This is a genomic window from Paenibacillus antarcticus, assembly GCF_001637225.1.
Taxonomy (GTDB): domain Bacteria; phylum Bacillota; class Bacilli; order Paenibacillales; family Paenibacillaceae; genus Paenibacillus_AQ; species Paenibacillus_AQ antarcticus.
In genome coordinates, this window is sequence record NZ_LVJI01000044.1 from 42,595 (window position 1) to 62,742 (window position 20,148).

15 protein-coding genes are annotated in these 20,148 nt (G+C 41.7%); 1 reads left to right on the forward strand and 14 read right to left on the reverse strand.

What is annotated here, in order from left to right; all coding sequences use genetic code 11:
* Positions 1-38 precede the first annotated feature (38 nt).
* From pcrB to PBAT_RS20665, 6 genes are all read right to left on the reverse strand, one after another.
* A complete protein-coding gene (gene pcrB, locus PBAT_RS20640) occupies positions 39-716 on the reverse strand; it encodes a heptaprenylglyceryl phosphate synthase (RefSeq protein ID WP_420848813.1) in 678 nt (225 codons plus the stop codon).
* A gap of 184 nt (positions 717-900) precedes the next feature.
* On the reverse strand, positions 901-1,803 hold the full coding sequence (locus PBAT_RS20645; protein ID WP_068652481.1) for a phosphatidylinositol-specific phospholipase C/glycerophosphodiester phosphodiesterase family protein: 903 nt from the start codon (positions 1,801-1,803) through the stop codon (positions 901-903).
* A 412-nt stretch (positions 1,804-2,215) separates the two neighbouring features.
* Entirely contained in the window at positions 2,216-3,502 is a 1,287-nt protein-coding gene (locus tag PBAT_RS20650; RefSeq protein WP_068652483.1) for an alpha-L-fucosidase, read from the reverse strand.
* 21 nt (positions 3,503-3,523) lie between these two features.
* Positions 3,524-4,552, reverse strand: a complete 1,029-nt coding sequence (locus PBAT_RS20655; protein WP_068652485.1) for a glycoside hydrolase family 18 protein — start codon at positions 4,550-4,552, stop codon at positions 3,524-3,526.
* Positions 4,549-7,200, reverse strand: a complete 2,652-nt coding sequence (locus PBAT_RS20660; protein ID WP_068652487.1) for a transglutaminase-like domain-containing protein — start codon at positions 7,198-7,200, stop codon at positions 4,549-4,551. The genes PBAT_RS20655 and PBAT_RS20660 overlap by 4 nt, the downstream gene beginning before the upstream one ends.
* A 6-nt stretch (positions 7,201-7,206) precedes the next feature.
* Entirely contained in the window at positions 7,207-8,229 is a 1,023-nt protein-coding gene (locus PBAT_RS20665) for a carbohydrate-binding family 9-like protein (protein WP_068652489.1), read from the reverse strand.
* A gap of 131 nt (positions 8,230-8,360) precedes the next feature.
* Here PBAT_RS20665 and PBAT_RS20670 point away from each other — a divergent pair, with 131 nt between their 5' ends.
* Positions 8,361-10,649 (forward strand): helix-turn-helix domain-containing protein, encoded by a 2,289-nt coding sequence (locus PBAT_RS20670; RefSeq protein ID WP_068652491.1) that lies wholly within the window; start codon positions 8,361-8,363, stop codon positions 10,647-10,649.
* An 84-nt stretch (positions 10,650-10,733) separates the two neighbouring features.
* On the opposite strand, the gene PBAT_RS20675 is transcribed toward PBAT_RS20670, so the two are convergent.
* From PBAT_RS20675 to rfbB, 8 genes are all read right to left on the reverse strand, one after another.
* Positions 10,734-12,332: a type 2 periplasmic-binding domain-containing protein gene (locus tag PBAT_RS20675; RefSeq protein WP_068652493.1), complete on the reverse strand. Its 1,599-nt coding sequence runs from the start codon at positions 12,330-12,332 to the stop codon at positions 10,734-10,736.
* Between the two features lie 45 nt (positions 12,333-12,377).
* A complete protein-coding gene (locus PBAT_RS20680) occupies positions 12,378-13,286 on the reverse strand; it encodes a carbohydrate ABC transporter permease (protein WP_068652495.1) in 909 nt (302 codons plus the stop codon).
* A gap of 17 nt (positions 13,287-13,303) precedes the next feature.
* A complete protein-coding gene (locus tag PBAT_RS20685) occupies positions 13,304-14,272 on the reverse strand; it encodes an ABC transporter permease (RefSeq protein WP_068652497.1) in 969 nt (322 codons plus the stop codon).
* 526 nt (positions 14,273-14,798) lie between these two features.
* Positions 14,799-16,205: an undecaprenyl-phosphate glucose phosphotransferase gene (locus PBAT_RS20690; RefSeq protein ID WP_068652499.1), complete on the reverse strand. Its 1,407-nt coding sequence runs from the start codon at positions 16,203-16,205 to the stop codon at positions 14,799-14,801.
* The gene (locus PBAT_RS20695) at positions 16,202-17,110 is read right to left on the reverse strand and encodes a glycosyltransferase family 2 protein (protein ID WP_068652501.1); all 909 of its coding nucleotides are present in this window, start codon (positions 17,108-17,110) and stop codon (positions 16,202-16,204) included. The genes PBAT_RS20690 and PBAT_RS20695 overlap by 4 nt, the downstream gene beginning before the upstream one ends.
* 80 nt (positions 17,111-17,190) lie before the next feature.
* The gene (locus PBAT_RS20700; RefSeq protein WP_084403287.1) at positions 17,191-18,129 is read right to left on the reverse strand and encodes a glycosyltransferase family 2 protein; all 939 of its coding nucleotides are present in this window, start codon (positions 18,127-18,129) and stop codon (positions 17,191-17,193) included.
* 135 nt (positions 18,130-18,264) lie between these two features.
* Entirely contained in the window at positions 18,265-19,128 is an 864-nt protein-coding gene (rfbD, locus tag PBAT_RS20705) for a dTDP-4-dehydrorhamnose reductase (RefSeq protein WP_068652503.1), read from the reverse strand.
* Positions 19,125-20,147, reverse strand: coding sequence for a dTDP-glucose 4,6-dehydratase (rfbB, locus tag PBAT_RS20710; RefSeq protein ID WP_068652505.1), 1,023 nt, complete (start codon positions 20,145-20,147; stop codon positions 19,125-19,127). Before rfbB ends, rfbD begins: the two co-directional genes overlap by 4 nt.
* Between the last annotated feature and the right edge of the window lies 1 nt (position 20,148).

The window sequence follows — 20,148 nt, forward strand, 5'->3', positions numbered from 1 at the left end:
TTGTGGTGGTGATTCAGGTCAAGACATTATTAAGTCGTTCACTTCACAGCTAATACAGTCTGTAATGCTTGCTCCAAATCCTCATAAATAATATTGCCTACAACAATCGTATCACTAACCGATGCTGCTTGCTTAGCTGTATTAAGGTCTTTAATTCCTCCGCCGTAGATCAATTGAGCGCTCGTTAGCTTCTGGTGTACGCCTCTAACCGTCTCCATATCACCGAAAGTACCACTGTATTCCAAGTACACGACTGGCAATGACATTAACCTGTCCGCAACTTGCGCATATGCAATCGTGCCTGATGTATCAAGTAATGTATTCGCCCCCGTAAGACGCGCCACTGCGGAGTCTGGATTCAGCACGATATAACCTTCGGTAACGAGTAGTTCCCAAGGAATCATATAGCCATAACGGTCAATCGCCTGCTGTTGGTGCCCTACAATCCAAGAAGGATCAGAACTATTAAGTACCATCGGTATCATATAGAGATCGAATCCTGGCACAATAGCTTCCATATCAGATACTTCTTGCACACAGGGCAATTCATAACTTCTTATACGAGACAATAGATCTACCGTATTCTCATAAGTTACTCCTGTAGAGCCTCCCACCATTATAGCATCCGTACCAGACAGACATACCCTATTTAGACTCTGATCATCTAAATTACGATCTGGATCGAGCTTAAATATATGCCTCCAAGACTTCAACATTTCCTTCAACCTTCATACCTCCACGCATCATCTTAAAGCTATAAATCTAGTCTATGATAGTGAGGGGGTAGTGTCAATCTGTTCGCATTGAATACGAACAATATATTTATGTTCAATAAACACAAGAAATATGCCAAAACTCCTGAAAGAGTAGGCATATTTCTTCTAACATCTTGAATCATGTTTATTTCGAACCCAGTAGATACCACTTATTCGCAGAGTTCAGGACTAGCTCAGATAGATCGTCCGTATAGAAACCATAGATGCCCATCTTCTCATACTTCTTCATGTCTGCGATGTCGTTAATCGTATGTACATACGTAACTACGCCTACTTTGTTAAGTTCTGAGACGAAACTTTTGCTCGTGCGATTCTCTGGCATCGTAACACCGGTAATCTTCTTATTCTTCGCAACGAAATCAATCACTTCTTGATCCGTATCTTTGGACGCATATAAAGTATAAATAATAGACGGGAACTCATATACTCCCTGCACTGTCTTTAGCATCGGCTGATCGTAAATTTGTGGAATAATTCTCTGGAGTAGCTTAGGGTTACGACGTTGCTCTGCTTCTTTTACCATTAAATTCAATATCTCCACCTGTTGCTGTTCTTTCGTATCTGTCACGATATAGATATCTGGATATTCCTCCATGAGATCTAGGATGTCACCCCAATCTAGCGGTTTCAATTTCCCTAAGATATCACTTTCTTTGAATTCCTTATGAGTCAGCGGAACTGCTTGACGATCTTCAGGAAGTTCCTCCTCTTGCTGAAGCTCCTTGGTCATAGATTGTGTCCATTCATGTCGAGCTACCACTTGATTATCCTCTGTCAAAAGAAGGTCGACTTCAAATACTCTATTCCCTTGCTCATAATTCGCTACAAAAGCCTCGTATGAATTCGTATACGCTTGATTCTGAATGCTGCCCATGGCATGTGAGATGAGTTTATAATCTGTGAAGTTGGAATGACTACTATCAGTACTAATATTTCTGCTACTTCCACTAGAATCTTCCGTAAAGGCAAAATACATAAGTAGCGTGGCCATTCCTATTAATATGACTACTGCAATTATTTTCCTCAAGAATATCAACAACCTTTGTAGTTATTAGCTTGCTGTGTGCTACATACTAAATACCCCGTTTTGTCTAAGATAAAACGGGGTATTGGTCATTTTGAGATATAACAAAGAGGGGTGTCCCCAAAGCCAATAAAGAATAGCTAGATATATCCTTTTTCTGTAGGAGAAAAATAGATGGTGTGGGCGGACGCTCCGAGGATGGATCGTTCCTCCAATCGCTGCGGTCTCCACATTTCTGGAATGAAACCGCATGGCGGTTGAAATTCAGAAATTCAAAATAGCAGGTCAAGGATAACCTCCTCGACCTGCTATTTTAAGAGAATATTTCTCTTTTTAGAAAATGAGGTGTCTCATTAGAAGATTAATCTACTTTTGGGTCAGCCCTTTCTGTTCTATTCGTTTTGTTGTATTACGATTAGTTGTGTGTGACAACCGCACCAGAACCGCCATACATGTCCAATTCACCCTCAAGCTCTAGCTTAAGAACGGTAACCTGTTCATGTGCATCTTCAGCTGTCATATGAATCCATGTGGTTCCAGGAATATTGAACCATGGTACGCCGCCATGAATTTCATGTGTCAGTTTTTTACCGGAATGAAGCACTGTAATGTCTTTAATGTTGTTCGATAATCCTTTGAGGCATAGACACTCCTTAGGATCATCATATACGAAGAGGTACAACGTTTTCTTGTCTTTAGAGATCGTGCTCCCGCCTAAGAAATATCGTGGCAATATCCCTTCATCCGTTTCGAACACTGCTTCTTCATGCGTTCCAATCCATTTGCCTAGTCCTAACAGAATAGCTTCTTCTCTAGGATCTACGGTCCCATCTTCCATAGGTCCGATATCGAGCAACATATTGCCCCCCATGGTGATACAATCACAGAACATCCGGATGATCTGATTCAATGATTTGAATTTCGTGTCTGTTGGTACATATCCCCAAGAGCTATTGATGGTTGTACAGAATTCCCACGGACCCTCGGGTCTTGTGATTGGAATACCTTGCTCAGGTGTTTTGTAATCACCATGACCTTGGAGACGTGAGTTAATGATAATGTCTGGATTGAATGATTGTAAGTATTGCTTGAACTCCGGAAGATTCCACTGCTTCGCACTTCTCTCCCAATCCCCGTCGAACCATAAGAGATCTACTTTACCGTAATCGGTTAAAATCTCTTGTAATTGATTGTTGTTGAATTCCAGGAATCTATTCCATTTCTCTTCATCTTGAACACCGTCTGTAGGCTCAGAGAATTTGTTAACTTTGCTTAAATCGTCAGGGACAATGCCATCTTGATAGACACTTGGATAGTCTGGATGAGACCAGTCGATTAGAGAGTAGTACATGCCAAGGTGAATGCCTTTTTTCGTAATCGCTTCGGCATATTCTTTAATGATATCCCGTTTAACCGGGGTACTCTTCACGACATTTAAATCGCTAAATTGTGTATCCCACAGGGCTACACCATCATGATGTTTGGTTGTAAGAACAGCATATTTCGCACCAGACTTTTCAATGAGATCTGCCCATTTGTCTGCATCGAATTTCGAGGCTGTAAAGCCGTCTAATTGTTTCATATAATCTTCGTAAGAGATCCCGCCATTATAGAACGACCACGATTCAGATATCCCGTTCACTGCATAAATACCATAGTGAATAAAAATCCCCAACTTCGCTTTTTCAAACCACTTGTCCATTGTCATCCTTCTCCCTTACTATTAAAGTCCTTTATGCATGGTATCAAGCAACTGATGCGTCTTGTCGCAACCGTATTCCCAGAACATCATTCCGGCCAAATTGTGATTCTTCACATACTCACATTTGTGCTCAAGCGATTCTTCGTCATCATAAGATATGAAGCTAGTCCCATTAAAAAGGAACGGTGCCTTCGCTTCTTCATCCCAATAACGGGTATACCCGTTTTTATTGATGTAATTGGCACTAAGGTCCGTGAAGTCCGGTCCATATCCTCCTGTACTTCCAGCCATTTGATGGAGACCATGATTAATATCAGGAACCTGCTGCCATACACGGGAGTAGAATGCTACGCCGATCACGATTTTCTCTCTAGGAACGCCAGCACGGACAAACATATTGATGGACGATTCCGTACTAATACGGAATAGATCCCCTGGTGATGTATGCAAGTTCGTATGGTGTCCCGTCAGAACCTGAAAACCTCCACGCATGTCGTATGTCATCAATTGCACAAAATCCAAATACTGCTGTACTTGATCCATCTCCGTGCCGTCTACATAATACTGATCGGCTCCTGCAGCGATCGTAAGTAAGTAATGACGTTCGTCCTGTGCGCCTTGAAGATCCAGCGCCTCCCGCATGGTCTTCAATAGTAATGTGAAGTTCTTCTTATCATCAGGGCTTGATTCAATGCCCGCTTCACCATAACAAGGATATTCCCAATCCAGATCAATTCCGTCGAATGGATAGTCGATCAGTACACGAACAGCCGAATTAGCCATTGCGACTCTGCCCTCCTCGGAAGAAGCAGCTTCGGAGAATCCGCCAGCACTCCATCCCCCAACGGACAATATTAAGTTAAGTTCGGGATGTTCATCTTTTATCTTTTGCAGCATATCCATATGCTTTATATGATCCGTAATGATCACATCATCCTTGACATGTCCAAATGCAACATTCAGATGGGTCAATTTCTTCAGGTCCTCCTGAGTCAAATCGGGAATCTTAGCGTCTACGACATAACCCGCTACAATATATGTTTGTTTCATTGTATTATTTCACTCCTGTTCATATTATGGTTTCGTACGCCGGAAAGGACCTGAAGAGCTTCCTTAGCAATACCCAGCTTATACCCGGACTCTGTATATCGGATGCGATCTTGTTCGTCTAGCACATAGACGTGTGGGAAACTAACTTCCCTCTCCTCGAAGTGTGGCATAAAGCCCTGTAGTGACTCATAAACGGAATCCTTAATGATCATGCTACCGGACGGCAGACTCGGATAACCCGAAGGATCAAACGATGCGTTCCATTTATCATCACCGACCACAAGAATGATTGGGGCGCCAATTTCTGAGTACCGCTCAGCGAGCTCGCAGATTTCGCGGATCAAATGTTTAGATGGCTCTCGCTCTGGTTCGATCCAAGCGATCAAAGCTCCCTTGCCCTTCGTACCCACTAGTTCTCCTAGTGTCTTATCGGTTCCGTCCGAAAGGGAGAATTTACTGTTCCTATCAACTGAACCAAGCACTGGAATATCAAGTTGAACATTGCGGAATGTCAGAGTCACATTTGTTTGTTCTCCGGCATTCACCTTAAAATAAGTACTGCGAATCTGCACCGTTCCATCCTTCAGACGTATAGCCGTTATCATTCGGTAAGACCCCTGCATAACTTCGAATGGCTCATCGTACACATCCAATTTACCGCTCGGGTAGATCAACGTTGTGTAGATGCCATTGTCTAATCGTGCAAAGGTGAAATTCACCGAATACGAAGCAACTGGGGCTCCTGATCCCGCTTCGGCATCCCGAATCAATTGCACTGTCCCATTATTCTTCTTCTCCGTATCATGATCCAACGCTTGCCCCAATAACGCATCCGCCCAACTGTCGCCAGTCAGATATTGCGGCTTCTGTTCACTCGGATGCAATCGTGCTGGGATTCCTAGGCTGCGACAGATGCTCACAAACATGATAGCAATAGAAGAATGATCACCCTTCTTCAACTGATAGGTACCAAGAGGTGTTGTTCTGCCTTTTAAATGGGACAAATCTTCTCTGAACTCCCATTCTTCATTAATTCGACGAACCAACTCAGACGGGTTGGCTCTATATATAACCGATTCAGATATGGTGAATTCACCTTGGAATACCCGCTTATAGGGTCCAATCATTTCAAATTGTACGCGCGGACAAAGGATATACTGAATAAAGATATCTTTCTGGAACTCTCCTTGTTGAGAGATGGATCCAATCAGATGATCATCCAATGTAACACGGAAAGTATCTATTAAATCTTTCTCTCTCAAGCTTTCTAGTAGAAGGAGCGGCCACTCACCATATTCAAGAGAGCGTTCCTCTAGGAAAGCAGCAATTTCGCGACTATTGCCGCGCGCTTTACGAATAACATCCCATACGCGCTCCGGTTCTAGTTCTAATTTACTGGCAAGCTCACACGCTTCTGACTCATTTAGAAATGTGTCTTCGTAGTTTTTACGGATCAACATTCCATTCTCAAGGCGGTCGTTATGCCGTTGCATCTCTTCCTCAGAGATCGGATCTGTTGCTTCACCCTCTCGTTCCGGCGGAGGGACCAGATCATAGTCTACTGATCCTTCTAGCTGCTGTGTCTGGTTAAGAACAACCTCGAAATTAGTACTATCTGCAACTGTTATTTTCTTTTCTCCCCATCGACCTGCATATACCGCACGAATAACCAAGTCACCAAATCCTGTCTTGAATGAGACCTCGCCCTGTTCATTGGTTGGCAGCACGACAATCGGTGATAATTCTGCCATATTGTACAGCTCAAAGTATACTTTGGCGCCTATAATCGGCTGTCCGATCTCATCCTTTACAAGAATCGTGATTATCTTCGTAGGTGCATAACCATCCAGGAGATTGATTTCTGTGTACCACTCGTCGGCAAGCGTGATATCCTCCGGACCAGGATAGTTCGAAGGAACGCGCGTATTGATCAACATCGCTCTACGCGTAGGTGGACTAAACCATCCTTGATTCAGTCTAACTTCCGGTTCACATGCACCGATGTATTCCCATTGTCCGTCAGCCCATGCCTCCACCCATGCATGATTATCATCACAATGCGCCCAGCGTGGGGTATAACACTGGCGGGCAGGAATGCCAATGCTTCGTAACGCAGAGACTGCAAGTGTCGATTCTTCGCCGCAGCGCCCTCGCGCGTTCCTCATCAGCGTTAGCGGTGAGATCGTACGAAAATCACTTCCGATATATGTTGCTTTCTCATGGCACCAATAATTCGTCTCTAGAATAGCCTCGGCCATCGACAAATTCGCCGTACGTTCTGCCAATTCATTAAATAAGATGCGCCGACAATCGTCGATACTCTCACTATTCACCCGGTACGGTAACACAAAATGGAGAAATAGATGGTCAGGAACCCGGTCTCCCCAAGGAACCTCATTGCGGATTTCCAACGTCTGGCGGACATGACTCAAGAATAATGAACCCTCATAATCGGCCATATCATTAATAGGCATATACGCATATAAGAATTTGAGTGCCCACGTCTCTTCTTCGGTTAGTTCCTGCTGAAATATATTGAACAACTGGACACTTTTAGATTGAGCAATAAGCTCCTTCTCGCGGAACTTACGCTCGATAAGCTCCATAGTTGTAACGTCCAATGAGAACACACTGGTTTGAATAGTCATTAGTCATTACTCCTTCCATAACTTTCCGTCTTCTCTGATATATAGAGTTGCAGTACCGTCGGATGACGGCGCTGAAATCTGAAATAATCTGCTAGTTAACTCGATTGTTGGTGTTATAATCCACGACTCGTCTCCCATCAACATCTTCACATCTGTAGTAAATTCACCATGCTCTGCGAAGAAATTCCGCTCGCGATAATAAAGTCTGCGTAACTCCCACTTCATTCGCTCATCCGGTGAAGGCACAAACTGTTCAGGACCTTCCTTATCGGCAAACACGACATAACCCCATAACTCTGGGTAATGCATATTAATAATCCCCATTGGAGACCACACCCAGTTATCCTCTGGGAAAGGCTTACCCGTGTCTGGATTCAGAATCTTTGTGTATTCGCCGTCCTTAACTTCTGTGCGCCACTGAACGCGGGAGAAATTCACGCGCCAGAATTCATCTTTTACCGGTCGACGTCCATCGGGAGAACACTCTCTCAAGCTAGTCCATGGCATAGCCACCTCAACACTCCATTTTCGATTATCCGCATCTGGACGATTCAACTCACCATCAATATGTACTGCCGTCTTAAGTCCATTAATATCCCAAGCGTTAACTGGTGGCCCACCATCGCGATATGGCTTAACTAGCATTAAATCCCATACCGTGTTCAACGCATTGACTTCGAATTCGTAATATTGGTGCGTATCCCCATCAGGATCAATGAAAATTTCAAAATCGTTATCATAAAAAATAACCGATTCTCGTTCCGTCAACGTAGCCCAAATCTGATCTTCTACCAATTCCGCTGCAAAGTAAAAATACTCATCGTCCCACATCATTTTCACCCGAGTTTGCTTCGTAGGCCTAGGCCGAAGATCCCCTTCAATATCAACGAAATCGTCAGTCCAATCAGCTTCAGTCCAGAACGACTTATCCACACGACCATCCAGAACAAGCGACTCGGTGGCACGTCTACAAATATAATGTTTCGGTGCATATTCAATGTTCGGTTCCATTACACTACTTAAATTCACGTAATTCCCTCCGGTGGCAAAAGAGTTATGATTGTAAACTATTAGTCATCCTACTCGTATTTGGTTAATTTTCTTGTTATCATATACTTAAGAAATTCAACATTTATTGGAAACTTCAGGAGGCTACATAGATGAAAATGAATTACTTCAAGTCCAAACTATTCTTAAAATACATCTTGTCCTACTTGTTCATTCTATTAATTCCTTTAGTCCTTATAACCGTATTCATCTATGAAAACGCTGTCAGCAATCTCAGAGCAGAAATTGAAAACTCTCATCTCAATCAATTAACACAAACTAAAAATATCATTGACGCCCGGATGAATGAAATGAGTGACGTCGCTACACGTATCTCTTACGACGAGAGACTTACTTCATATCGCGTACACGATCCCTATTTTGGTAGAGAAGCTATTCAAGCACTGGATCAATATAAAGCACCAAATTCCATCATCAGTGAAATATTCTTATACTTTCATAACAATGAGCAGATTTACTCTTCACAAGGTATGTCGAGTCTAGACGTGTTTACAGATAAGTACCGTTTCGATAATTGGACTGATAAAGATCTCAACCAAGATTTGAACAACGCCAAATTCCCAACGATGCGCCCAGCCGATCTCCTTAACCGTAACTCTTTTGAACAAACAATTCTGGCTTATCTTGTTCCGATTACACCCAACAGCCCTACCCCACATGCAACAGTCATGTACTTCATCAAAGAAGCTGAGTTGACAGGTTTAATCGATTCGATTCTAGGAAATTACCAAGGGCTCTCTTATATTTTTGATAATAATGGTCAAATTCTAACTGATAACCGTAATGGTGAATCGCTAACGAAGGCCGATGCTAACTCCTTATTTGGGCTATCACCAGGAATCCATAGCAAAACGTTAAACGGTAAGCGGCATTCCATCGTATCTGTTAAATCTGAAAATAACGGATGGACATATGTGACATTGATGCCTAGCTCTCAATTCTTCAGCAGTGTTCTACATGTTCGTAGTTTCATTATCATGTTGTTCTCTATCATTGTGCTCGTCGGTGCCGCTATTGCGATCATGTTCGCACGAATCCAATACCAACCGATATCCACTTTAGCGGAGTTCGCTTATGCTAACGCCAAACCAAACCGATCAGCTAACGAAGCTAGCCTGCAAGGCAACGAGCTTGAGCGAATTCGAACAGCGCTTCTAGATTACAGCTCGCGAGTAGACCTTCAAGAGCCCTATGCACGAAATCACTTTCTCTTTATGCTGTTGAAATACGGTAACGCTCAGAGTCAGACGCCAGAACTCTTAGAAACATTCGACCTTAAATTTGATAGAAATCACCACTTTGTAATGGTGATCATGTGGGGTTCACTTGAAGACGACCACAACAATAAACAAGACAGACTAGAAATCTTACAACTTCTTGCCCAGATGGAGATCCCTGACCTGGATGCCTATGCCTACAGCGTTGAACTCCCTCAACCGGATCAGCTCGCTCTCATTATCAGCTTCAACCTACATAGCGAGCTACAGGAATTCGTCCATGTCCAACATATTGTCGAAGCGATACGTGAAAATATCCTCGAAATGGTCAATGTCATTCCATCGATTGGTGTTGGGACCTGTTATTTGAGTCCTGATCATATTAATCAGTCCTTTATTGAGGCCTGTTCAGCATCCGAATTACGCATGTCAACCGATCATGGCACCGTCACTTTTTTCGAGAAGCTATCCTATACGTCTGACCAAACATTCTGGATCCCGGATAGTGAACTACTGAAGCTCTCGCAAAGCTTGAAACAAGGAAGTTATGATGTTGCGGCGCAAATTATCAGTCCTGCATTCCGTAATTTACATACACTTTCTGCACTACTTATACGCTGTATCTGCTTTGATATTCTGAATACGATGCTGAAGACCGCATCTGAACTCGGCAACGATAATGCGATGCAGGAAATGGCCCCTAATCTAATGTTCAATTCATTGGATGAATTAGAGCATAGTTTCTTAAATCTTGCTTCTCGGATCTGCGCTCAGGTTGAGCGTAATCAAACAAAGAAGGATCATTCCCTGATGGATCAGGTTATTGTATATATTGACAATCACTATATGGACCAAACGCTCAGCCTAGAGTCGATCTCCTTCGAGTTCGACATCTCACCTTCGCATGTCAGTCGTTCTTTCAAGGATAAGATGGGCGTAAACTTCATCCCATACATTTGGCAAAAAAGAATGGAAGAAGTTATGCACCAACTAACGATGACAAATGACCCGTTAAAAGACATTATTATGCGTGTTGGTTATCTCGATACACCTAACTTCATCCGTAAATTCAAAAAGGAAACCGGGTATACGCCTGGCCAATACCGTAAACTTCACAAAGAGAATGAACTTATTGAATCGACACCTGACCTTATTGAAGAATAACCGTGATGCAATCTAACCGGTCATCATGTGAGATGATCCGGTTAGAATTACTAATTGCATCTCATGGTTGGAGAGGTTTATGGGTTACTTCTCATTCCAACGGTCGTATGCAGCCTGATAAATTTCTACAATACGCTTACCGCCCATTTTTTCAACTTGTGCCTTGTATTTATCCCAATTAGCGACAGATTCTTGGCCTGTTACAAATTTCGCTTCCATTTGTTTAACATACGCATCCAGATCGGATCGCAAAGCAGAAGTCTCCTCTTGCTCTTCATTTGTTAAATAAACACTTGGGAATGGCGATTTGGCGATTGGAACTAACTTCTCTGCATTTTCCTTATCAAGCCATAGATCGAAATCACTTCTTAATCCGTTATAAATATCGATTCGATTCATACCTGGAGGAACGATACCATTATTCGGTGTGATTTTCCCACGATATTCATCACGATCCCCGCCGTCTGGAACCGGAAGCCATTCTTTTACGTGGTTCTCTTTGTCTGTATATTTCCAAAGAATGTTCTCTGGACCTTGTCCGAACATAGAAGCACCATCGTAACTGTATTGGTAATCCACCCAACGCATCGAAGCTTCTGGAGCCGGATTACTGCTAGTAATGGCAAAAGTTCCGTTCGTAGAAAGACCTGGATGTTTACCGTAAACAGGAGAATCAGCGACTTCACTCTTCACAAGTGTCATCAATGGATGGCTATCATTAGGCTCGCCTCCCAATGTAAAGCTAGGAAACCAATCGTTGAACAGTGCCAGTTGATTATCTTTCCCTTTAGCCTTCTTCTGGTCATTCGTCTGTGAGAACGTCTCGTGGTCGAGTAGATCCTCATTCCACAAACGATTCAAGAATGTTACATAACCTTTATATCCCTCTTCCATATATGGGTAGTGCACTTTGTCTTGTTTATCGACGTAAATATCCTCGTTATACATCCCCCAGAAACCGAAGAAGTACATGCGTAAATCGTCTAGCTTCACGGATGAAAGCGGAATTTCATCTTGCTTACCATTACCGTTTGGATCCTCTTCCTTAACACGCTTCAAATAGGTATATAACTCTTCTGTTGTCTTAGGTTCTGTTACATTAAGTGCTTTCAAGAACTTTCCGTTATACCACATCGGACCGCGATACCATACGGCAGACAAGTCGATGTTCGGCAACGCATAGATATGACCATCAGGCGTCGTAATTGACTTACGGATATCCGGATTTTCATCGAGAATTTTTTTGAGGTTAGGCGCGTAATTATCAATCAAATCTTCGAGTGGAACAAGTACACCCTGACCTCCGTATGTCACTTGTTCTGAAGGTTTAAGATCCGCTGCATAGAATATGTCTGGCAAATTACCACTAGCAAACACGAGGTTCTTCTTCGTTAAGAAACTGTCTTGTGTCGCATTATTGAATTCCATCTTGATACCTGATAATTTCTCCATTTCTTGAAGCGCAGGCATTTGCGTCCAATCTTGAATACCTAAGTCCTGCGACATCATCTTCAAGGTAAGAGGTTTGCTAACAATCGGGAAGCCCTCTTTACTCACGTCTGCAGCTGTGTTGGAAGTACCCGCTTCTTTTGAACCCTCATTCGATGCGCCACAAGCTGCTAATACGGACATGGACAAGCTGAGACATAACAACATAGCTGACGCTTTACGGATTTTTTTCATAACCTAATTCTCCCCTTTTAATATCATTAGTAGATAAGTTTAAGATTAGCCCTTAACGGAACCAATCATGACACCTTGTACAAAATAACGTTGAAGGAACGGATAAATTGCGATAATTGGTACCGTTGCTACGATAATGACTGCATATTTAACTAGTGCTGCGACTTCTGCCTTATTATTAAGTGCTAACGCCGTCGTAGCATCCATGGATCCTCCTGGTTGTGCAGACATTTCTTGCAGAACTAGAATTTGTCGCAAGATCAATTGTAGTGGGAATTTAGATTCGTCGTTCAAATAAATTAGAGCCGAGAAATAGCTATTCCAATTCCCTACACCGTAGAACAATCCCATAACGGCAATGATCGGCATCGACAACGGAAGAACGATCTGGAAGAACAGGCGCATATTCGTACATCCGTCGATCTGTGCGGCCTCTTGTAATTCATTTGGAATCGTAGACTGAAAGAACGTCCGAGATACAATGATATTCCAGATCGAAGCTGCCGATGGGATCACGATCGCCCATATGGTATCTACCATACCTAGATTTTTAATAAGTAGATAGCTCGGTACAAGACCTCCTCCAAAGAACATGGTGACCATGAACATACCCATGAAAAAGTTACGTCCAACAAAGTCCTTGCGACTCAAAGCATATGCCGCTGGCAACGTAACGATCAGATTGATCAACGTCCCTAACACGGTATACAGGATGGTATTCCCGTATCCTCTCCATATACTTGCGTTCTCGAATACTCTCTTGTAACCATCAAATGTAATACCTTTCGGCCATAGCCACATTTCACCGGAACTAACAAGTTTAGGATCACTAATGGAAGCACTAAGCATGTACACCACAGGATAAGCTACGATAATAAAAGCTAGAAACACATAAATATAGATACCAATAGCGAATAGCTTGTCTCGCCCTGTTTCTTTAACGGTGACAACCATTTACCCCACCCCCTTCTCTACCATAGACTGTTCTCATTGGTACGACGCACGATCTGGTTCACTGTAATTAATAGGAACGCGTTAACAACGGAGTTAAACAATCCTACTGCAGTAGAGAAACTATATTGTGCATCCACTAGTCCCGAGCGATATACGAATGTTGAAATAACGTCCGATGCTCCCATGTTTAGCGGATTCTGCAATAGTAGTATTTTTTCAAAGCCTACGCCTAGCAAACTACCCACATTCAGAATCAATAGTATCGTCATCGTTGGAACAATTACTGGAATGTTGATATATCTGATGCGCTGAAAGCGCGATGCTCCATCAATTATAGCTGCTTCATGTTGCTGAGGATCCACGCCGGACAAAGCTGCTAAATAAATAATCGTCCCCCAACCTGCACTCTGCCAAACACCAGAGAATACATACATCGTCTTAAACCATTTGGGGTCCGTCAAGAACTGAGGTGCGTCAAATCCCAACCATTCAATCAAGTGAACGACCATACCTGATGAAGGAGATAAGAATGTTATGATCATACCGCCCATGACAACGACGGAAATAAAGTGAGGCGCGTATGTAACGGTCTGAGCCAACTTCTTAAATGACCCGTTCTTCACCTCATTAAATGCTAGCGCCAGGATAATCGGAATTGGAAACCCGACAGCCAATTCGTACAGACTAATACTAAGCGTGTTCCATAGTAAATCCCAAAAATAATAAGAGTTAAAAAAGCGAGTGAAGTGACCAAATCCAATCCACGAACTTTCCGTAATACCTTTGGTAGGAACAAAGTTCTTAAAAGCAATCTGGATACCATACATCGGTCCATAATGAAAAATAAGGAAATACAAGAACGCTGGTGCAATGAATATATATAGTTCCCAGTTCTGAACTATCTTGTTCCAGCTCTTCTTCTTTTCCTTCTTCCCCTTAACTTTCGGGATCACGCTACTCGTGATGTTACTTTTTGTTTCCTGCATAGTATCACCCCTTCCTGATTCGGTAAGTGTTCCTCTGGCTATGTTACCGACGCTAATCATTAATTGATGTTAGCGCTTTCATATACAATACCTAGCAACAGCTACATTCGTAAATATGTCATTTTATATTACCTAAAAACCTTATAGGACGGGCATTATACGCTTATTGGTAGTTCTATAAACTATAGAAAACATGTGTAATTCTTGCTAAAAAGATGCGATTTATTCCTCTGCGCAAGTTTCACCTATCGTCCTCAACACAATCTGACGGGTCATTTACTACAGATTATTACTGAGAGATCAATATTGACATGTAAACGCTTTTAAAAAAGCGACTTAGAAATGAAGTTGAGACGTTTGAATGACTCAGAGGCGGTCAAGTTGATGGCACGTGATGCACGTGAGTCAGATTAGGCATCCCTATGTGAAAATGAAACAGCCAACCTTTCTGTTGTCTATTTGTACTAACGCACAAAAAAAATGCTCCTCAAGCAATAAGCTCGAGGAACATTCTCATAATTTCAACTTAGTAGGCATTGTTATTCTTAAATCCATTCTTAATTGTCTTCATGATGATTTTGACATCTAAAAGGATAGTCCAGTTCTCAATATAGAAAATATCGTGGTTAATCCGTTCTACGATAGAAGTATCTCCACGTAATCCCTCACTCTGCGCCAGACCCGTAATACCTGGACGAACATGATGTTTAACCATATATTTGGGAATCTCATCACGAAACTGTTCTACATAATAAGGACGTTCCGGTCTTGGCCCTACAACACTCATATGTCCCATCAACACATTAAAAAATTGGGGAAGCTCATCTAAGCTAGTCGAGCGTAGAAACGTACCGAATCGGGTTCGTCTCGGATCATTCTCAGTTGTCCATCCTGTATCCACTGTGCCCTCAGACTGGAACTTCATCGAACGGAATTTATACATCATGAAGTTACGGCGATTGAGTCCGACTCTTTCTTGCTTGAATATAATAGGACCTGAGGAGGTACACTTCACACCTATAGCAACGGCCAGCAAGACTGGCGAAGCCACAATAATAGCAAATAGCGCGAATATAATATCAAATAATCTCTTGAATAATCGATTACCCGCTACATCAAGTGGAATATCCCTAACATTAATCATAGGCATGCCTGCAAAATTATCAAAATAAGGTCTTGCTGGTAGGTAATCGAAAAAGTCCGGTATGATAAGTGTTCTTACACCTGCCCTCTCACAAAGGACGATGATATTCGTATACATAGAATGCGCGTCAAGTGGTAGAGCTAGTATGACTTCGTCTATGAGTTCTTGGCTCAATATGCCTTCAAGATCATCCAAATTTCCGAGAATGGGCTTATAATGTGCTCCATCGATATTATCCCAAACCTGATGATCATCTAAGAATCCTACAACCTCATAACCTAATTCTGGATACTGCTTCAGATTATTATAGAAGCGTTTGCCTAACGTACCCGCGCCCACGATCAATACGAATTGCCTATTGTAGCCCTTCTCACGAAAATGCTTAAGGGATGCTTTAAGAAAATACCGGTAAAGTATAATGAGCACAATATTAAATCCCAAATTGAATGCTAGATATACACGCGAAATATCAATTTCCTTAATAACAAATAAAATACTAATCAACATGAATAAACTGATGAAATGTATCTGTATGACCTTAATAAATTCATCTGCAAATCTTTTCTTCCTCTTAGGGGAATAAAGTGACAACACAATACCCGTTATGATAGCAATCACACCATAGGTTAAACTCCAGAGCAAATACGTCTCTATTGGGAGCGGTCTCTCATATGGAACCCAGCCGCTTTCGAATTTAAGCCACCATGCGAGTAGAAATGCTACTTGCACCATAACAAAGTCCGTTAAAATATATAACTGAGTTAGTAATCCCTGACTTCTACGAATCATAAGTTCACCTCCACCTGATTGTCTGTGGACTCCAAAACAGGCTTCGATCTAGTCAGCTTGTTCTTTAGTAACTCCATCGTAAATTTCAATCCAATCCCAGTATATATAACCATATTGATACCCCAAAAGTATTGGTCCTTGTAATGTTTACGGTGAAAAACAAACATAGCACGATGAAACTCATAAATAATGCGAGTTGGTCTGCGGCGAGCACTTCCACCTTTGTAATGGACAATAGAAGTACGAGGGTAATAATAAATTCCCCAACCTGCTTGCTTGATGCGATAACACCAATCAATATCTTCGCCATACATGAAGAATGTCTCATCTAGACCCCCGACCTGCTCGATCGTCTCACTTCTAACCATCATAAAGGCACCCACCAAACAATCCACAGGATACTCCTCATCAGGATCTAGATGCCCTAGTTGGTACTGATTGAACTTCGGATAATCCGGGAACAGTCTTGATATCCCGAATGCATAGTAAAAAGACGCCGATGGCGTTGGAAACCCACGTTTACATGCCTTATCGAGCGTTCCATCGGGTAGAATAACCTTACAACCCGATGCTCCTATGATGGGATTGTCATCCATAAATGAGACCATCGTCTGAAACGTATCCTCACGTATAATCGTATCGGAGTTAAGCAGCAAAACATATCGTCCTTTAGCTATAGCCAACCCTTGATTATTTGCCTTAGCAAATCCAGTATTATCATCATTAGCTATCATTGTAACTTGGGGATATTCTATGGAGATACTCTCAACTGATGAATCAACAGAGTGATTATCTATAATAATCACTTCAAAGGTGTAGCCCATCTTCGAAGCAAATACGGACTGCAGGCAGTCCAACGTCAGCTTGCATGTATTGTAATTTACAATCAAAATACTTAAATCCATAGAAATAGCACTTCCTGACAAATATAGAATCTCTCAGCATTATTATAACCTATCTAGGATAAAGGGGGAGATTTAGATTGTTATAACTTACCCGCTATATATACCATTTTAAAAACGATATTATCTATTGTGGATTGCCTATAAAAAGGTGTTTTCAGCGTATAGGCAACTCGTTTAAAAAGGCTTTGTTGTTGTGTTTTTAAAATTTCATCAATGTCATCGCACTGTTTATTCGTCATAAAATGTATATATACTGACATAAATTCCTTAGCTTGGTTACTAAGAATATAATGATTCTGTCCATTCAAAAATCTCAGCGATCGCTTTCTCCATTTACTGATCCACCCATCTGATAATCCGCCCAGTGCATTGGATTGGTGCTGACGATAAAGGATGCTAGGTTCCGGATCAAATACAATTTCTCCAAAAGCCGACACGACTAAATAAATCCACCAATCGTGCATAATTACGTTTTTCAAATTGTACGGAAGATTACTCTTCACAAGATTCATAGCTTCTTGATTTATAAGCATTGTACAACCCACACATACATTTTCTATTAATGCGTTATAGGGAGATAATAAATGCTGAGGTGGGCTTGGCCATATGCTTAAGGGAGCTAAATGCTCATCAACCATCTGTGTCGTTGAACAATACATTAAAGGCTGACCTTGCTGCATCTGATTAATAAGGAGTATCCCACTGATTAACTTGTTATTATTCCATACATCATCTTGGTCACAAAATGCATAATAATCGTATCCTGCTGAGGATCTGCTTATCAAATCAAAAAAACTTCCAACAACTCCAATATTCTCTTTCTCATATATACAAATTAGATTTGGATACTCCTCTTTGTATTTCTTTAATTTCATCATTGTACCATCGGTTGATCCATCATCACGGATTACAATATGGAGTTCAATGTCTACCTGTGAAAGCAAGCTCTTCATTTGTTCATCTATATATTTCTCACCATTAAATGTAGATAATAACACTTGGACTTTGAAGCGTTCCAACGTTATACCTCCTTCGTATTCAAAGCAGCAATCAATGTCTTATTATACCATTACCCCCAAGGAGAATTAGATGATTCCATACAAAGAAACTCCCGATCAATTCGACAATTGATCGGGAAACTCTAATCATCGTATTTATTTGGCAGTAGTTTCTATGAGGAAATGCTTCAACCCTTCTCGCCAAGGCTGTAAATCCTGAAACCCATTCGTTCGGATGGATAGATGATCCATGACCGAATTAGTAGGGCGGTGAGCTGGACGAGGGAATTCATCTGTCGAACAAGGTTCGGGCTCAGCAATAATGCTGATTCCTAACTTACGAGCCTCTTCAAAGATAGCCTGCGTGAACTCATACCATGTACATGCACCACTGTTGGAAGCATGGTACACACCGTACTTTTCAGTTGGCATAAGTTCTAATAAGAAGTTAGTCAGATCAACCGTATAGGTTGGAGAGCCTTTCTGATCGTGCACAACTTTTAGAGAACTCTTGTCTTGACCGAGACGCAACATTGTTTTGACAAAATTATTCCCATGCGCACCATATACCCAAGATGTCCTAACGATAAAATACCTCGAAGATAAGCTCTGTACTAACACCTCTCCTGCACGTTTTGACTTCCCATAAATGCTCTTGGGATTCGTATTATCATACTCTTGATATGAATCTTCACTAGTGCCATCAAATACATAATCCGTACTAATATAGATCAGTTTTGATCCATTACTTTCTGCAGCTACCGCTATATTCCTTGTGCCTACGGTATTTACTTTATAAGCTCCATCTATATCTGTCTCGGCCGCATCGACTGCTGTATAAGCTGCACAGTGAATGACCACATCGGGTTGAAACTGACCAATCAATTGATGGCATTGTGCTATATCCGTAATATCTAACTCTTTACGACCACATGCAAGCACATCGTGACCCTTGCTACACAATATAGTAACGACATCCGTTCCTAATTGACCTGTCGCTCCTGTTACAAGTGCCTTCATAGAGAATCTCCCAACCGTTCTCCATACTGAGTGATCTGATATTGTTGGTACTCACCCGATTGAATACGAGTCCACCATTCTTTGTTATTCAAATACCATTGAATTGTCTCTTTAATGCCCGTCTCGAAATTATGCTTTGGCTTCCAGCCCAACTCTTGTGCAAGCTTCGTTGGATCTATCCCATAGCGGCGATCATGTCCTAAGCGATCTTCAACATAAGTAATAAGAGATTCAGGTTTATTCAACTCATGTAGAATGGTCTTCACAATATGAAGATTCGTACGTTCATTGTTACCACCGATATTGTATACTTCACCAACACGTCCTTGATGAATGACAAGATCAATCGCACTACAATGATCTTCAACATAAAGCCAGTCGCGAATATTTAAACCATCACCGTATATAGGTAAGGCCTGATCACTCAATGCACGAGATATAATTAATGGAATCAGCTTCTCAGGGAATTGATAGGGTCCATAGTTATTAGAACATCGAGTAATATTCACAGGCAGACCGAATGTTTCATGATAAGCACGAACTAACAGATCCCCACCAGCCTTACTAGCGGAATATGGACTATTTGGTTCTAATGGCGTACTCTCCATAAATAGACCCGTCTCTCCAAGTGAACCATATACCTCATCCGTTGATACTTGTACATATTTCGTCACACCATATCTCTTAGAAGCATCAAGCAGCACTTGTGTACCCAACACATTGGTCTTCACAAATACTTCCGGCTCAAGGATACTTCGATCCACATGCGATTCCGCTGCAAAGTTCACAACCATATCAATACCTTGTTGGAATATTTGATCGATGGCCTGACTATCTGTAATGTCCGTTTTAACAAAAGAGTAGTTCGGATGATTCTCGATAGACTTAAGATTCTCTAAATTGCCTGCGTAGGTCAACGAATCAATGTTCACAACTTGGTAACTAGGATGTTCTCGCAACATATATATAACGAAATTACTTCCGATAAATCCGGCACCGCCAGTAACTAGTAGTTTCATA

Bases quoted from the DNA above. Each gene is read 5' to 3' on its own strand.
- pcrB (WP_420848813.1), bottom strand. From the start codon at position 716: ATGTTGAAGTCTTGGAGGCATATATTTAAGCTCGATCCAGATCGTAAT.
- PBAT_RS20650 (WP_068652483.1), bottom strand. From the start codon at position 3,502: ATGGACAAGTGGTTTGAAAAAGCGAAGTTGGGGATTTTTATTCACTAT.
- PBAT_RS20655 (WP_068652485.1), bottom strand. From the start codon at position 4,552: ATGAAACAAACATATATTGTAGCGGGTTATGTCGTAGACGCTAAGATT.
- PBAT_RS20660 (WP_068652487.1), bottom strand. From the start codon at position 7,200: ATGACTATTCAAACCAGTGTGTTCTCATTGGACGTTACAACTATGGAG.
- PBAT_RS20670 (WP_068652491.1), top strand. From the start codon at position 8,361: ATGAAAATGAATTACTTCAAGTCCAAACTATTCTTAAAATACATCTTG.
- PBAT_RS20675 (WP_068652493.1), bottom strand. From the start codon at position 12,332: ATGAAAAAAATCCGTAAAGCGTCAGCTATGTTGTTATGTCTCAGCTTG.
- PBAT_RS20680 (WP_068652495.1), bottom strand. From the start codon at position 13,286: ATGGTTGTCACCGTTAAAGAAACAGGGCGAGACAAGCTATTCGCTATT.
- PBAT_RS20685 (WP_068652497.1), bottom strand. From the start codon at position 14,272: ATGCAGGAAACAAAAAGTAACATCACGAGTAGCGTGATCCCGAAAGTT.
- PBAT_RS20690 (WP_068652499.1), bottom strand. From the start codon at position 16,205: ATGATTCGTAGAAGTCAGGGATTACTAACTCAGTTATATATTTTAACG.
- PBAT_RS20695 (WP_068652501.1), bottom strand. From the start codon at position 17,110: ATGGATTTAAGTATTTTGATTGTAAATTACAATACATGCAAGCTGACG.
- rfbD (WP_068652503.1), bottom strand. From the start codon at position 19,128: ATGAAGGCACTTGTAACAGGAGCGACAGGTCAATTAGGAACGGATGTC.
- rfbB (WP_068652505.1), bottom strand. From the start codon at position 20,147: ATGAAACTACTAGTTACTGGCGGTGCCGGATTTATCGGAAGTAATTTC.